We start from the raw sequence: 13,785 nt of genomic DNA, 5'->3' as shown, positions 1-13,785 counted from the left end.
GGCCGGGAGGCGGGGCCGGCGTCAGCTCGGTGCCGGCACCGGCTCCCGGCCCTCCTCGGTGACCGCCGCCGCCTTCACCAGGCGGGCTCGCGGCCCCTGCAGCAGATAGCCGACGCCGAAGCCCGCGCCGACGACCACCGCGCCCCCCACCGCGTCCAGCACCCAGTGGTTGCCGGTGGCGATGATCGCCGACACCGTGAAGAGCGGGTGGAGCAGGCCGAGGGCCTTCATCCACCACTTCGGCGCGACCACGGCGATCACGATCCCGCACCACAGCGACCAGCCGAAGTGCAGCGAGGGCATCGCCGCGTACTGGTTGGTCAGCTGGGTGAGCGTGCCGTAGTCCGGCTTGGCGAAGTTCTGCGGGCCGTGGACCGTGTCGATGATGCCGAGGCCCGGCATCAGCCGGGGCGGGGCCAGCGGGTAGAGCCAGAAGCCGATCAGGGCGAAGCCGGTGGCGAAGCCGAGGGCGGTACGGGCCCAGCGGTAGTCGACCGGCCGGCGGACGCACAGGACCGCGAGCACGCTCAGCGGCACCACGAAGTGGAAGGACTCGTAGTAGAAGTCGAAGAAGCTCCGCAGCCAGCCGACGCCGAACACGGCGTGGTTGGCCCAGTGCTCGATGTCGAGGTGCAGGAACCGCTCGATGTCGTGGATCTGGTGCCCGTGGCGCTCGGCCCGCAGCCGCCCGCCGGTGCCGTCCCCTCCCCCGGCGGCGGCGAGCCGGATCTGCTGGTAGGCGAAGTAGACGAGCCGTATCGCGAGCAGTTCGAGGACCAGGTTGGGCCGGGTCAGGACCCGGCGCAGCGAGGACGTCAGCGGTATCCGGCGGAAGCGGGACGGGACCGGCTCCGCGTAGTCCGTGGGGACCGGACGGGCGAACTCCGGGGCGGTCCGGGACACGAAGGGGACGAGCGTGGCCGCGGCCAGCGCCGCGAGCAGCACGGCGTTGTCGCGGACGGGCACGAACAGCGCCTGGTTCGGCAGCAGCGCCTTGGCGGGCAGGGTCATCACCAGGACGACCACGACCGGCCACACCGGGCGGTCGGCGGCCCGCCGCCCGGCCCGGCCGACCACCGCGAGCAGCACCCACAGCAGCTGGTGCTGCCAGGCGGCCGGCGACACCGCCACCACCGCGCAGCCGGTGATCGCCACCGCGAGCAGCAGCTGCCCGTCCCGGGCGTAGCGCACCGCGCGGCGCAGCGCGAGGACGGCCACGGCCGAGGCGAGCGCCAGGAACAGGACGATCTCCAGCGGCCCGCTCAGCCCGAACCGCAGCAGCGCGCCGTGCAGCGACTGGTTGGCGAGCGCGTCCGCCTGGCCGCCGAGGCCGGTGCCGGCGATGTGGTGGATCCAGTAGGTGTACGAGTCGTGCGGCATCGCCGCCCAGGCCAGCGCCGTACCCGCGGCAAAGGTCGCGCCGGTGGTGAGGGCGGCCCGGCGGCGGCCGGTGAACCACAGCAGCGGCGCGAACAGCAGCACGGCCGGCTGGAGCGCGGCGGCCAGGCCGATGCACAGCCCGCTGCTCCGCTCCCCGCGCACGGTGAAGCAGCCCAGCAGCACGAGAAGCACCGGGATGATGCTGGTCTGGCCGAGCCAGAGGGTGTTGCGGACCGGCAGCGAGAGCATCAGCAGGCTGATCGCGACCGGGGCGGCCAGCAGTGCGGTACGGCGGCTCACCGGCTGGGGCAGCGCCCGGGCGGCGACCAGGCCGAGGGCGACCACCAGCAGCAGGGTGCCGAAGGTCCAGCCCCAGCCGAGGGCCTGCTCGGCGGCCCGGGTGAGCGGCTTGAGCACCAGCCCGCCGAAGGGGGTGCCGGTGAACCGCGTCGAGTCGTACAGCGACCCGTTGACGTGCAGCACGCCCTCGGGTCCGACCCAGGTCTCCAGGTCCGTCAGCCGTTCCCCGCTCGGCGTGCGCAGCACGACGGCCAGCTGCCGTACGACGAGGACCGCGGCCACCGCCCACAGGCCGAGCCGGACCATCCTGAACCGCGCACCGGCCACCGCCCCGCCGAAGGCGTCCCCCGCCCGCCCTCTGTGCTCCACGTCCGCCACGCCCCGTCGGCCTCCCGCCCCGTCCCGCACACCGCTCGTTCGCTCTGAGAACCCTATGAGGCTCCCACCACCTCTGGACAGAGACGCAGGCAACCCCCTCTTCACCTGACGTCCGCCCGCGTTTGGTCCGGAAGACGATAGTGGGCGGGGGGTGCGGTTGCCTCCACGGAGCGCGACAAGGATCACAGTGCGCGCCCCGCGTACGCCCTCGGGAGCGGGCAGACGTCCCTGCGTACACCGCATTTAGCTGCACCGTGCACCGAAGCACGTACGGGCCGTAACGACACCAAGTCCCCCTATGGTCACTTTTCGACCCGTCCGCCGCCGCACGGGCCGCGCCCCTTGTCCCCCACGAAAGGCAGGCGAGCCCCGTTTTGGCGACCGCCACAGCTGTCACCCCGTCCGTCCAGGTCCCCGGCCCCCGCGCCGCCGCCCCCGCGCCCACGGTCACCGACCCCGCGCTGGTGAAGCGCGCCGTGAAGGCGGCCGCGCTCGGCAACGCCATGGAGTGGTTCGACTTCGGCGTCTACAGCTACATCGCCGTGACGCTGGGCAAGGTCTTCTTCCCGTCCGGCAACCCGACCGCCCAGCTGCTGTCCACGTTCGGCGCGTTCGCCGCGGCCTTCCTGGTCCGCCCGCTCGGCGGCCTGGTCTTCGGCCCGCTCGGCGACCGGGTGGGCCGCCAGAAGGTCCTCGCCGTGACCATGATCATGATGGCGGCGGGCACCTTCGCGATCGGCCTGATCCCCTCCTACGCGACGATCGGCGTCGGCGCCCCGATCCTGCTCCTCGCCGCCCGCCTGGTGCAGGGCTTCTCCACCGGCGGCGAGTACGCGGGCGCGTCCACGTTCATCGCCGAGTACGCCCCGGACAAGAAGCGCGGCTTCTTCGGCAGCTGGCTGGAGTTCGGCACGCTGGCCGGCTACATCGGCGGCGCGGGCCTGGTGACCCTGATGACGGCCCTGCTCTCCTCCGACGACCTGACCGCCTGGGGCTGGCGGATCCCGTTCCTGATCGCGGGCCCGATGGGCGTCATCGGCCTCTACCTGCGGATGCGCCTGGAGGAGACCCCGGCGTTCGCCGCGGAGGTGGCGAAGTCCGAGCGGTCCCGTCCCAAGGTCCCGCTGCGCGAGATGATCACCGGTCAGTGGCGGGCCCTGCTCCTGTGCATGGCCCTGGTCCTGGTCTTCAACGTCACGGACTACATGCTGCTGTCGTACATGCCCAGCTACCTGACGAGCGAGCTGAAGTACGACGAGACGCACGGCCTCCTCGTCGTCCTCGGCGTGATGGCGCTGATGATGGTCGTCCAGCCGTTCGCGGGCGCCCTCACCGACCGCGTCGGCCGCCGCCCGGTGATCGCCGCGGGCTGCGCGGGCTTCCTCTTCCTCTCCGTCCCCGCGCTCCTGCTCATCCGCGACGGCAGCCTCCTCGCGGTCGCCCTCGGCATGGGCGCCCTCGGCCTCCTCCTGGTCTGCTTCACCGCGGCCATGCCCGCCGCCCTCCCCGCCCTCTTCCCCACCCGCGTCCGCTACGGCTCCCTCTCCATCGGCTTCAACATCTCCGTCTCCCTCTTCGGCGGCACGACCCCCCTCGTCGTCACCGCCCTCATCGGAGCAACCGGAAACATGATGATGCCCGCCTACTACATGATGGCCGCCGCAGTCATCGGCGGCTTCGCCGCCTGGCGCATGACAGAGACAGCGGGCAGGCCCCTTCCGGGCTCGGCGCCCGCGGTGGAAGCGACCTGAGGACAGCGCCCCGCCAGGGGCGCGGGGCTGTATCAACTTGCGGCTCCGCCGCGCGGGCGCGACCAGCCACACACCCCAGCCCCGCCAGGGGCGCGGGGCTTTATCAACATGCGGCTCCGCCGCGCGGGCGCGACCAGCCGCCGCCGACCCGCGGCCGACCGACAACCACAAGCCCCCGGCACTTTCCCACCTGCGCCTTCGAACCAACCGACCGCCTCGTCCGTACCGTCGGTAGACAGACGGTGGCTGTCCGGAACGGCTCCTGGTACCACGCCCTCCGCTATACCGTCTGAAGTCCTGATCGACGGTAGGGCGGAGGGCATCGGTTCATGAGCGGCCAGCGTCAACGCAGACACTTGCTCGCGGTCCTCCTCATCCTCGCCGCCCTCCAGCTCGGCAGCCTCGCCGCCCCGGCGTACGCCTGCGCCTGCGGCGCCCTCGTGCCCGACGCCGGCCGGCAGATCGCCGTCTCCCGCGAGGAGTCGCTCCTGCGCTGGGACGGCACCCGCGAACAGATCGTGATGCGGCTGACCGTGTCCGGCGACGCCGACCGCGCCGCCTGGATCATGCCCGTCCCGCACCGCGCCACCGTCGCCCTCGCCGACCCCGCCCTCTTCGACCAGCTGCACACCCTCACCGCCCCGGCCCACCGCACCCGCTACCACTTCTGGCCCCAGGACGGCGACTGGCCCCTGACCACCGGCAGCGGCACGCCCCCCGGCCCGCCGCGCACCGCCCAGCCCCCCGGCGTCGGCGTGGTCGGCCGCCAGCGGCTCGGCCCGTTCGACGTGGCCCAGCTGACCGCCACCGACTCCGCCGCCCTTGACGGCTGGCTGCGCAGCAACGGCTTCCCCTTCCCGCCCCGCCTCAGCACCGCCCTGAAGCCGTACGTCCAGAACCGCTGGGAGTACGTGGCGGTCAAGCTCGCCCCTGAGACCGCGGACACCGCGCTGAACGGCGCCCTCGACCCGCTCCACCTCGCCTTCGCCAGCGACCGGCCGGTCTACCCGATGCGGCTGTCCCGGCTCGCGACCACCCCGCAGTCGCTCGGCCTGTACGTCCTCGCCGCCCACCGCATGGAGCCGAGCTCGGCGATCGGCGGCGAGCGTCCGAGGGTCGTCTTCGCCGGCCGCCTCAGCAACCCCTCCGGCAGCCTGCGCGAACTCGCCGCCGGCACCCCGTACCTGACGGCGATCGGCCAGGAGTTCCCGCAGCCGTCCCGGATCTCCGCCGACCACGTGCTGCGGCGGGCCTCCTCGGACACCCCCTTCCGGCAGGTCGTCTACACGGACCGGCTGCGCGAGGTCGCCGGGATCCCGGCCTGGCTGCTGACGGTCGGCGGCGCGCTGCTGCTCGTCGGCACGGCCGTCTCGCTGGCCGCCGTGCACCGCTCCCGCCGCCCGTCCGGACCGCCGCCCCCGCCCCCTGCACAGCCGCCCATGCCACCCGCACCACCCACACCACCCCCGCCGCCCGAGCCGCCTGCGCCGATCGGCTGAGTTCCGTCCGGCACCGGGGCGGTGGATCACCGGTGCGTCCGCCGCCTCAGTAGTGCTATCCAGGTAGCTGTTGACCGGACAGCTACCCGGACAGGCGAAAGGCAGCGGACGCATGAGCGGCTCTCAGCTCTGGGACGACGTCGACTTCTACTTCACCAGCCACCTCTCACCGGACGACGAGGCGCTCCAGGCAGCCCTGCGCGAGAGCGAGGCCAACGAACTCCCGCACGCCAACGTCACCGCCAACCAGGGCAAGCTGCTCCAGCTCCTCGCGCAGATCCAGGACGCGCGGAACATCCTGGAGATCGGCACGCTGGGCGGCTACAGCACCATCTGGCTGGCCCGCGCCCTGCCCGCCGACGGCAGGCTGATCTCGCTGGAGTACAGCGCCCGGCACGCCGAGGTCGCGGTCCGCAACCTCGCCCGCGCGGGCCTGGAGCGGGTCGTCGAGGTGCGGGTCGGGCCCGCCCTGGAGTCGCTGCCCAAGCTCGCCGACGAGAACCCGGCCCCCTTCGACCTGGTCTTCATCGACGCCGACAAGGCCAACAACCCGCACTACGTGGAGTGGGCGCTGCGGCTCACCCGCACCGGCAGCCTGATCGTCGTCGACAACGTGGTGCGCGGCGGCCGGGTCGTCGACGCCGAGAGCGCCGAACCGGACGTGGTCGGCACCCGCGCCGCGATCGAGCTGATCGCCGCCCACCCGAGGCTGACCGGCACGGCGATCCAGACGGTCGGCAGCAAGGGCTACGACGGCTTCGCGCTGGCCCGGGTGCTCGACTGAGCGGCGTCCCGCGGGGCGCCCGCGGGACGCCCGCGGGGTGCGGCTCAACCCTCGTGGTAGAAGCCCACGTTGACGCTGCGCGGGGCGGTGCGGTCCCGGACGACGATCTCGCCGGAGCCGCCCCGGGGCAGCGCCACCGTGCCGCCGTAGGTGAGGGCCTGGGCGTACTCGCCGACCTTCAGCAGCACCTCGGAGGAGGGTTCGGCCTGGGAGCCGCGCAGCCAGGTGACCTGCCAGCCGCCCTCGGGCCCGCACAGGAACTCCAGGTGCACCCGGGAGACGAACAGCCAGTCGTCCGGCGTGGTGAGCCGGCAGACGGAGGCGTCGCGGCCCACCCGCAGCACGGCGCCCGGGTCGCTGGGCGCGTCGGCCATGAGCATTCCGGCCGTCTCGCCCGTCGCCCCGGATACGGAGGCCATGGTGAGTTCGAGCACGTGCGTTCCCCCTGCGCGGTTCCTGGGTCTTTCCTGAGATCCGTCCTGGATCTCGGCCGCATGATAAAACGCCCGGCGGGATCACGTCCGGCACAATGGAGTCATGACCGAGCGAAAGCCACCCGGGGTGCCGTTCGAGTCCTGGGTCGACAAGCAGATCCACGACGCGCAGCGGCACGGTGAGTTCGATCAACTGCCGGGCGCCGGCGAGCCGTTGCCGGCCGTCCTGGACACGCCGTACGACGAGATGTGGTGGGTCAAGCGGAAGCTGGCCCGCGAGGGCCTCGCGTTCCTGCCGCCGACGCTCGCGCTGCGCAAGGAGGCCGAGGACGCTCTGGCGGCCGCCTACGCGGCGCCCTCAGAGCGGATCGTCCGCAAGATCATCACCGAGGTCAACGTCAAGATCCGAGACATGATGTTCAAGCCGCCGCCCGGCCCCCCGCTGGGCAAGAAGCCGTACGACGTCGAGGAGGTCGTACGGGAGTGGCGGGAGCGCCGGACGGCGGCGGGCGCGGCGGACCCGGAGTCACAGGCCTAGCAGCCGGTCCGCCAGTTCGCGGTAGCCGCGCAGGGCCGGCCGGAGCCGTTCGGTGTCGGCCGCCGCGCCGGAGCCGTCCGCTCCGGGCCGCGGCCCCTGGCGCGCGGGGCCGGTGCGGCCGCGACGACGGCCACGGCGGCCACGATCGCGATGATCAAACCTGGGGACATGGGTGCCCTCCGGTGTCTCGGCCCGACGGGCCGGCTCGCCCTACGGGTGACCCGGGCGGCGGCCCGCAAACCGCCGACGGGCGTTCCCGGCCACCGCCAACAGGTGTCCCCCGCCCGCATATCCGGTTGCGCGGGCACCCCGGACCGGCCTGGAATCAGGACCCATGACCTCCTGGACCGTCACCCCCGAACACCCCGACTCGCCCGTCGCGCTCGCCCTGTGGCGGGCGTACTACACCGAGGTCAGCGACCGCTGGTACCTGCTCCACGAGGGCCGCCGCACCGACCCGGCCGAGCTGGACCGCGAGGTCGCCGCCCGGACCGGTCCCGAACTCGCCCCGCCCACCGGGCGGTTGCTGATCGGGCGGTACGACGGCGAGCCGGCCGGCAGCGCGGGCGTACGGCTCCTGGACCCGGCCACCGCCGAACTCACCCGTGTCTTCGTGCGCGAGGAGCTGCGCGGCAGGGGCGGTGCCCCGCTGCTGGTCGCGGCGGCGGAGGAGGCGGCGCGTGCGCTGGGCGCCCGGCGGATCGTCCTGGACACCCGCTCCGACCTGGTGGAGGCCCGCGCCCTGTACGCGCGGCTCGGCTACACGGAGACCGGCCCGCACAACGACGACGTCTACGCCGAGCACTGGTTCCGCAAGGAGCTGGCACTCACCTGACCGTGCCCGCCGACGGGTGCTGCGGCTGCTCGCGTTCGGTGCCGCACAGCTCGTCGGTCAACTCCCGTACCAGGCGGTCCAGGTCGGTGGGGCGGTCCGGGCTCCACCAGTCGCCCAGCAGGTCGGCCAGGGACTCCTCGCGGGCCTTCGCGAGCCGTTCGGCGACCCCGCGGCCCTGTTCGGTCAACGTCAGGTCCAGGCCCAGGCGTTCGGCGAGGTGCCGCTCCTCCAGCTGGCGGGCGCCCTCCAGGACGACGGTCATCGGGACCGGCCCGCGCTCGGCGAGCTGCCCCGGCTCCACCGAGCCGTACTTGCGGATCCGCAGCAGCAGCCAGCCGGCGGCGGGCAGCAGGTCCACCCCGGCCCGCTCGTTGATCTTCCGGTAGACCTCCCGGCGCCCCTCGCGGGTGCCGAGCAAGGACAGCGCCCGGCAGCACTCGTCGTAGGAGGACCGCTGGACCGGATTGGGCGGGATGGTCTCCGAGGCGTCCGGCGCGGTGACCGACCCGCGCAGCCGGTCCTCCTTGAGGAACCAGGCGAGGACGAAGCCGAGGAGGGCGACCGGGGCGGCGTACAGGAAGACGTCGGTGATCGAGGACGCGTACGCGTGCAGGGCCGCCGGGCGCAGCGCGGGCGGCAGGGCGGCGATGCCGCGCGGGTCGGCCTGGAGGGCGCCCGGGGTGGCGCCGGGCGGGAGGCGGACGCCCCGGAAGGCGTCGGCCAGCTTGTCGGCGAGCCGGCTCGCGAAGACGGAACCGAAGACGGCCACGCCGAAGGAGGCCCCGATGGAGCGGAAGAAGGTCGCGCCGGAGGTGGCGACGCCGAGGTCCTCGTACGAGACGGAGTTCTGCACGATCAGCACCAGCACCTGCATGACCAGGCCGAGTCCGAGCCCGAAGACGAAGAAGTAGGCGCTCATCTCGGCGGTGGAGCTGTGTTCGTCGAGCCGGTGCAGGAGCAGCAGGCCGAGGGCGGTCACGGCGGTGCCGGTGACGGGGAACACCTTCCAGCGGCCGGTGCGGCTGACGACCTGGCCGGAGAGGGTGGAGGACAGCAGCAGGCCGATCACCATCGGCAGCATGTGCACGCCCGACAGGGTCGGCGAGATGCCGTGCACGACCTGGAGGAAGGTCGGCAGGTAGGTCATCGCGCCGAACATCGCGAAGCCGACGATGAAGCTGATCACGGCGGCGAGGGTGAAGGTGCGGATGCCGAAGAGCTTCAGCGGCAGGACCGGTTCGGCGGCCCGGCGCTCGACGGCCACGAAGGCGACGGCGAGCAGTACCCCGAGCACCGCGAGCCCGATGATCTGCGGCGAGCCCCAGCGCCAGGTCGTGCCGCCCAGCGAGGCCACCAGCACCAGGCAGGTGGCGACGGCGGCGATCAGGAAGGTGCCGAGGTAGTCGATGACGTGGTGGGCCCGGCGGCGCGGAATGTGCAGCGCGGCGGCGATCACGGCGAGCGCGACGACGCCCACGGGCAGGTTGACGTAGAACACCCAGCGCCAGCTCAGCTGCTCGGTGACGACCCCGCCGAGCAGCGGTCCGAGCACACTGGTCGCGCCGAACACGGCACCGAACAGCCCCTGGTAGCGGCCTCGTTCGCGGGGTGGCACGAGGTCGCCGACGATCGCCATCGACAGCACGATCAGTCCGCCGCCGCCCAGCCCCTGCACCGCGCGGAAGGCGATCAGCTGGCCCATGTCCTGGGCCGTCCCGCAGAGCGCGGACCCGATGAGAAAGATCACGATCGCGATCTGGAAGAGCCGCTTGCGTCCGTACTGGTCGCCGAGCTTGCCCCACAGCGGGGTGGCGGCGGTGGAGGCCAGCAGATAGGCGGTGACCACCCACGACAGATGCTCAAGACCGCCCAGGTCGCTGACGATCGTCGGCAGCGCCGTCGCCACGATCGTCTGGTCGAGCGCGGCCAGCAGCAGGCCGAGCAGCAGCGCGCCGATCGGGACGAGCACGTTGCCGGGGACGCGCTCCGCGTCCTTCGCCGTCGGGTGCGTCGTGTCCAGGGCCATGGAGACCTCCCGGGGGTACTACGGCCGACCACCTTCCATCGTGGACGGTGTCACCCGTTATGGCCCGTCGAGTCCCCTTCGGGGCCCCTGAAACATGGGGTTCCTGCGAACGTACGTGTGGGTGCTCCGCATAGTCTGTGGAGTTCGTGAGATGCGTGACAGGGGTGGGACGAACACCGTGACGGATACGACCGGGGGCCATCAGTGCCCGGAGTGCGGGGCGCCGAAGGAACCGGACGGCTCGCCCTCCTGCGACTGCAACCAGCGGACGTCCGACGCGCTGCGCGACGCGCGCACGGCCGAGCAGGCCGCCGCGGAGGACTTCGATCCGCTGCGGATACGGCCGTACATCGACATCGAGTCCGGCGCGGGAGCGGGCGTCGGCGCCGACGGCGGGGAGACCGAGCCGCTGCCGGTGGTGGCGCAGCCGACGGTGCCGTTGCGGGCGGTGCCGGAGCCGACGCCGGGTCCGACGCCGGGTCCGGGTCCGGCGACGGACGCCCCCGGCGATTCCCCAGCCCCGGCCGAGGAGCCGCGGAGCCGGTCCCGGCGGGCCCTGCTCCTGGCGGCGGCGGTCGCGGCGGTGGTGGGCGTGGTGGCGGTGGCGGGCGTCGTGAGCGGTGCCTTCTCGCACGCGACGCCGACGCGGGACACGGCGGGCCCCGAGGACGTACGGCAGAGCATCCCGGACGTGACCCCGAGCACGGCGTCCCCCTCGGCCGCGACGCCGAGCACCTCGTCCTCGCCCTCGTCCTCGCCGTCCCCCTCCACCAGCCCGAGCGCGTCGCCGAGCACGTCCCCCTCGCCGTCGAGCGCGGCGCCCTCCCGGACGGCGTCCCGCTCGGCGACCCCGTCCGCCTCGGCGTCGGCGATGGGCACGGGCGAGTCAGCGCAGCCCACCTCGGGCGGGGTCCTGCGCCCCGGCGACTCCGGCGCGGAGGTCACCGAGCTGCAGCTCCGGCTGGCCCAGCTGAACCTCTACTCGGGGAAGGCCACCGGCCACTACGACCAGAAGACCGAGGACGCGGTGCGCACGTACCAACTGGCGCGGGGGATCCTGACCGACGAGTCGGGGGTGTACGGGACGGCCACGCGGGCGTCGCTGGAGTCGGAGACGACGGAGCCGTAGGGGGCGGGCCGACAGGGGGCGGTTCGGTGCGTGGTCGGGTGCGGGTGGGTGGGGGCTGGTCGCGCAGTTCCCCGCGCCCCTGAAGGGGCGCTGTCCAGCCGTGTCTCACATAGCTGCGGGCATGCGTGCCGCCAGGGGCGGCACGGGCGGGCGCAGCGGCACCCGGCCAGCGCCGGTGAGCGAAACCCCGGCACCCCGGCCTCAGGCTCAGCCGACGTGCAGCTGGATCAGCCCGGCGCCCACGCTCTCCACCCGCACCCCCGTCAGGTCCCGCACCACCACGTCCGGCCCGTGCACGGCGGCGCGGGCCCCGACTCCCACCACGCGCATCCCGGCCGCCCGCCCCGCCGCGATGCCCGCGCCGGAGTCCTCGAAGACCACGCAGTCGGCAGGGGCGACGCCCAGCTCGGCGGCGCCCTTCAGGAAGCCCTCGGGGTCCGGCTTGCTCGCGCCGACCGACTCCGCCGTGATGCGTACGGTGGGCAGCGGGAGGCCGGCCGCGGCCATCCGGGCCGTGGACAGGGGCACGTCCGCCGAGGTGACCAGCGCGTGCGGGAGGCCGCTCAGCGAGGCGAGGAAGGCCGCCGCGCCCGGCACCTCCACCACGCCGTCCATGTCGGCGGTCTCCTCGGCCAGCATGCGCGCGTTGTCCGCGAGGTTCTGCTTCACCGGCCGGTCCGGCAGCAGTACGGCCATCGAGGCGTGCCCCTGGCGTCCGTGGACGACCTTCATGACCTCGTCGCCGTCCAGCCCGTGCCGCTCGGACCAGCGCCGCCAGATGCGTTCGACGACGGCGTCGGAGTTGACGAGGGTGCCGTCCATGTCGAGCAGGAGGGCGCGGGCGGTGAGAACGACGGTGGCCGGCATCGGCAGCTCCTAAACGGGCCGGGCGGAGAACAAGGCGGCCCCGCCCGCCGGTCAGGGAAAACGGGCGGGAGCCACTTTGTTTCTCTACGGTACAAAACAGGGGGCGATCCCGCCAGCGCCTTCGCCGACCGTTCACCCACTCTTCAGCTCAGCCCGCGACAGCTCAGCCCGCGATCGCCTCCCACAGGCTCCACACGCCCAGCGCCAGCATCAGCACGGCGGCGATCTGCGTGATCAGCCGCAGCGGCACCTTCTTCATCAGCGCCTTGCCGCCGACGATACCGAGACCGGCCACCGCCCACAGGCCCAGCACGGCGCCCAGGCCCACGGAGATCGGGTCGTCGTAGCGGGCCGCGAGGTTGGCCGTCATGATCTGCGTGAGGTCACCGAACTCGGCGACCAGGATGAGCATGAACCCGGTACCGGCGACCTTCCAGAAGGACTGGTCGGCCGGCTTGCGGATCTCCTCGTCCTCCTCGCCCTTCTTCAGCAGCAGCACGGCCGCGCCGCCGAGGAAGAGCACGCCGGTGAGCGCGTGCACGATCTGCTGCGGGAGCAGGGTCAGCACGCTGCCCGCGGCGACGGCGAGCACGACATGCAGGAGGAAGGCCGCGGCGACACCGGCGAAGACGTACGACGCCCGGTAGCGCGTACCCAGGACGAGGCCGGCGAGGGCGGTCTTGTCGGGGAGTTCGGCGAGGAAGATGACGCCGAAGACGAGCGCCGTCACGGTGATGCTGATCAAGGGTCCTCAATCGGTAGGGGCCGCCCCACCGAGAGTGCTGCACTTCGCATGTGACACACGACACCTCGGCACGGCAGCACACACGGACAACCCGCGCCGCGTACGGCACAGGCGTGCACTGCTTGCCGAAGGTCTCGCTGGCGGCCCCCTGATCGAGGTCCGCCTCCGGGCGCCGGCTCAGACGGGCTGAGCAGTATGTCGACGGTCCGGCGAAGAGCTACTCCCCTTCAACGCCGACCACGATACGTGACCCGGCCATCGACCCCAAGGCCGAGGCTCCCACCTGTGAGTCACGTCGCACACCTTGTCGTGTCATGAACACGTCATTAGTTTCTTACCGAACGCTCACCCATCGGCAACACGGCGGCGCGAGCATTCCCTCGCTCGCGCTCCAACACCCCACCCCCACCAGGGAGTTCGCATGCCGAAGTTCTACGCGCGTCGACGAGTCAGCATACTCGCCGCCCTTACCGGACTCATAGCCTCTGCCGCACTCTTCAACTCCCCGAGCGCCTCCGCCGCCCTCCCCACGCCGGTCAGCGCCTCCACCGCCCGCACCTACCTCGCCTCGCTCACCGTGGCGACCGAGGTCCGCACGGGCTACGACCGGGACCTGTTCCCGACCTGGATCACCATCAGCGGCACCTGCAACACCCGTGAGTACATCCTCAAGCGGGACGGTACGAACGTCGTCACCAACTCCGCCTGCACCGCCACCAGCGGCAGCTGGTACTCCCCCTACGACGGCGCCACCTGGACCGCCGCCTCGGACCTCGACATCGACCACCTGGTCCCGCTCGCCGAGGCCTGGGACTCCGGCGCCCGCAACTGGACCACCGCCCAGCGCCAGGCGTTCGCCAACGACATCACCCGCCCGCAGCTCCTCGCCGTCACGGACAACGTGAACCAGTCCAAGAGCGACCAGGACCCGGCCGAGTGGATGCCCTCGCTCACGTCCTACCGCTGCACCTACGTCCGCGCCTGGGTCCAGGTGAAGTACTACTACGACCTCTCCGTGGACTCCGCCGAGAAGAGCGCGCTCACCAGCTACCTCGCCAGCTGCTGAGAGCCGGAACCTCCCCACGGTCCTCCGTCGTTCCGTACCGTACGGGGCGACGG

Annotated in this window: 14 protein-coding genes; 7 read left to right on the top strand and 7 right to left on the bottom strand. The window is 72.7% G+C overall.

The window, feature by feature from the left end; all coding sequences use genetic code 11:
• Nucleotides 1-21: 21 nt before the first annotated feature.
• Nucleotides 22-2,058 (bottom strand): bifunctional glycosyltransferase 87/phosphatase PAP2 family protein, encoded by a 2,037-nt coding sequence (locus ACGFZS_RS02405; RefSeq protein ID WP_393793544.1) that lies wholly within the window; start codon nt 2,056-2,058, stop codon nt 22-24.
• A gap of 374 nt (nt 2,059-2,432) precedes the next feature.
• Between ACGFZS_RS02405 and proP the strand changes: the two genes are divergently transcribed.
• The 3 genes from proP to ACGFZS_RS02390 all read left to right on the top strand — a co-directional run bounded on the left by proP (nt 2,433) and on the right by ACGFZS_RS02390 (nt 6,092).
• Entirely contained in the window at nt 2,433-3,809 is a 1,377-nt protein-coding gene (gene proP / locus ACGFZS_RS02400) for a glycine betaine/L-proline transporter ProP (protein WP_393793543.1), read from the top strand.
• A gap of 329 nt (nt 3,810-4,138) precedes the next feature.
• A complete protein-coding gene (locus ACGFZS_RS02395) occupies nt 4,139-5,308 on the top strand; it encodes a DUF2330 domain-containing protein (RefSeq protein ID WP_393793542.1) in 1,170 nt (389 codons plus the stop codon).
• Between the two features lie 112 nt (nt 5,309-5,420).
• Entirely contained in the window at nt 5,421-6,092 is a 672-nt protein-coding gene (locus tag ACGFZS_RS02390) for a class I SAM-dependent methyltransferase (RefSeq protein WP_390970382.1), read from the top strand.
• A gap of 44 nt (nt 6,093-6,136) precedes the next feature.
• Here the strand turns inward: ACGFZS_RS02390 and ACGFZS_RS02385 are convergent, their stop codons facing one another.
• The gene (locus ACGFZS_RS02385; RefSeq protein WP_359208230.1) at nt 6,137-6,526 is read right to left on the bottom strand and encodes a hypothetical protein; all 390 of its coding nucleotides are present in this window, start codon (nt 6,524-6,526) and stop codon (nt 6,137-6,139) included.
• A 103-nt stretch (nt 6,527-6,629) separates the two neighbouring features.
• Between ACGFZS_RS02385 and ACGFZS_RS02380 the strand changes: the two genes are divergently transcribed.
• A complete protein-coding gene (locus ACGFZS_RS02380; protein ID WP_393793541.1) occupies nt 6,630-7,064 on the top strand; it encodes a DUF1992 domain-containing protein in 435 nt (144 codons plus the stop codon).
• Here ACGFZS_RS02380 and ACGFZS_RS02375 read toward each other — a convergent pair.
• Nucleotides 7,061-7,234 carry a hypothetical protein gene (locus tag ACGFZS_RS02375; protein WP_393793540.1) on the bottom strand — a complete coding sequence of 58 codons (174 nt, stop codon included), beginning with the start codon at nt 7,232-7,234 and terminating at the stop codon, nt 7,061-7,063. The genes ACGFZS_RS02380 and ACGFZS_RS02375 overlap by 4 nt on opposite strands.
• Before the next feature lie 164 nt (nt 7,235-7,398).
• On the opposite strand from ACGFZS_RS02375, the gene ACGFZS_RS02370 reads away from it, so the two are divergent.
• Nucleotides 7,399-7,899, top strand: coding sequence for a GNAT family N-acetyltransferase (locus ACGFZS_RS02370; RefSeq protein ID WP_393793539.1), 501 nt, complete (start codon nt 7,399-7,401; stop codon nt 7,897-7,899).
• Here the strand turns inward: ACGFZS_RS02370 and ACGFZS_RS02365 are convergent.
• On the bottom strand, nt 7,892-9,925 hold the full coding sequence (locus tag ACGFZS_RS02365; RefSeq protein ID WP_393793538.1) for a DHA2 family efflux MFS transporter permease subunit: 2,034 nt from the start codon (nt 9,923-9,925) through the stop codon (nt 7,892-7,894). The genes ACGFZS_RS02370 and ACGFZS_RS02365 overlap by 8 nt on opposite strands.
• Nucleotides 9,926-10,126: 201 nt before the next feature.
• Nucleotides 10,127-10,804, bottom strand: coding sequence for a hypothetical protein (locus tag ACGFZS_RS02360; protein WP_393793537.1), 678 nt, complete (start codon nt 10,802-10,804; stop codon nt 10,127-10,129).
• Here ACGFZS_RS02360 and ACGFZS_RS02355 point away from each other — a divergent pair.
• Nucleotides 10,797-11,054, top strand: a complete 258-nt coding sequence (locus ACGFZS_RS02355) for a peptidoglycan-binding domain-containing protein (RefSeq protein ID WP_365690331.1) — start codon at nt 10,797-10,799, stop codon at nt 11,052-11,054. The two genes, ACGFZS_RS02360 and ACGFZS_RS02355, sit on opposite strands and share 8 nt — an antisense overlap.
• Nucleotides 11,055-11,261: 207 nt before the next feature.
• Here the strand turns inward: ACGFZS_RS02355 and ACGFZS_RS02350 are convergent, their stop codons facing one another.
• Both ACGFZS_RS02350 and ACGFZS_RS02345 read right to left on the bottom strand, forming a co-directional pair.
• Nucleotides 11,262-11,921, bottom strand: coding sequence for an HAD-IA family hydrolase (locus ACGFZS_RS02350; RefSeq protein ID WP_393793536.1), 660 nt, complete (start codon nt 11,919-11,921; stop codon nt 11,262-11,264).
• Between the two features lie 163 nt (nt 11,922-12,084).
• Nucleotides 12,085-12,666, bottom strand: coding sequence for a TMEM165/GDT1 family protein (locus ACGFZS_RS02345; RefSeq protein WP_365690327.1), 582 nt, complete (start codon nt 12,664-12,666; stop codon nt 12,085-12,087).
• A 421-nt stretch (nt 12,667-13,087) separates the two neighbouring features.
• Here ACGFZS_RS02345 and ACGFZS_RS02340 point away from each other — a divergent pair, with 421 nt between their 5' ends.
• Entirely contained in the window at nt 13,088-13,732 is a 645-nt protein-coding gene (locus ACGFZS_RS02340; protein WP_365690324.1) for an HNH endonuclease family protein, read from the top strand.
• Nucleotides 13,733-13,785 lie beyond the last annotated feature (53 nt).

Source organism: Streptomyces sp. NPDC048288 (genome assembly GCF_043201555.1).
In the GTDB taxonomy this organism is placed as follows: Bacteria; Actinomycetota; Actinomycetes; order Streptomycetales; family Streptomycetaceae; genus Streptomyces.
Note: the sequence above shows the minus strand (reverse complement) of the source record. Positions and strands in the feature narration are given on the sequence as shown.

Excerpts from the sequence above, each read along its gene's own strand:
- ACGFZS_RS02340 (WP_365690324.1), top strand. The coding sequence starts at position 13,088 with ATGCCGAAGTTCTACGCGCGTCGACGAGTCAGCATACTCGCCGCCCTT.
- ACGFZS_RS02395 (WP_393793542.1), top strand. The coding sequence starts at position 4,139 with ATGAGCGGCCAGCGTCAACGCAGACACTTGCTCGCGGTCCTCCTCATC.
- ACGFZS_RS02380 (WP_393793541.1), top strand. The coding sequence starts at position 6,630 with ATGACCGAGCGAAAGCCACCCGGGGTGCCGTTCGAGTCCTGGGTCGAC.
- ACGFZS_RS02370 (WP_393793539.1), top strand. The coding sequence starts at position 7,399 with ATGACCTCCTGGACCGTCACCCCCGAACACCCCGACTCGCCCGTCGCG.
- ACGFZS_RS02365 (WP_393793538.1), bottom strand. The coding sequence starts at position 9,925 with ATGGCCCTGGACACGACGCACCCGACGGCGAAGGACGCGGAGCGCGTC.
- ACGFZS_RS02375 (WP_393793540.1), bottom strand. The coding sequence starts at position 7,234 with ATGTCCCCAGGTTTGATCATCGCGATCGTGGCCGCCGTGGCCGTCGTC.
- ACGFZS_RS02355 (WP_365690331.1), top strand. The coding sequence starts at position 10,797 with ATGGGCACGGGCGAGTCAGCGCAGCCCACCTCGGGCGGGGTCCTGCGC.
- ACGFZS_RS02390 (WP_390970382.1), top strand. The coding sequence starts at position 5,421 with ATGAGCGGCTCTCAGCTCTGGGACGACGTCGACTTCTACTTCACCAGC.
- ACGFZS_RS02350 (WP_393793536.1), bottom strand. The coding sequence starts at position 11,921 with ATGCCGGCCACCGTCGTTCTCACCGCCCGCGCCCTCCTGCTCGACATG.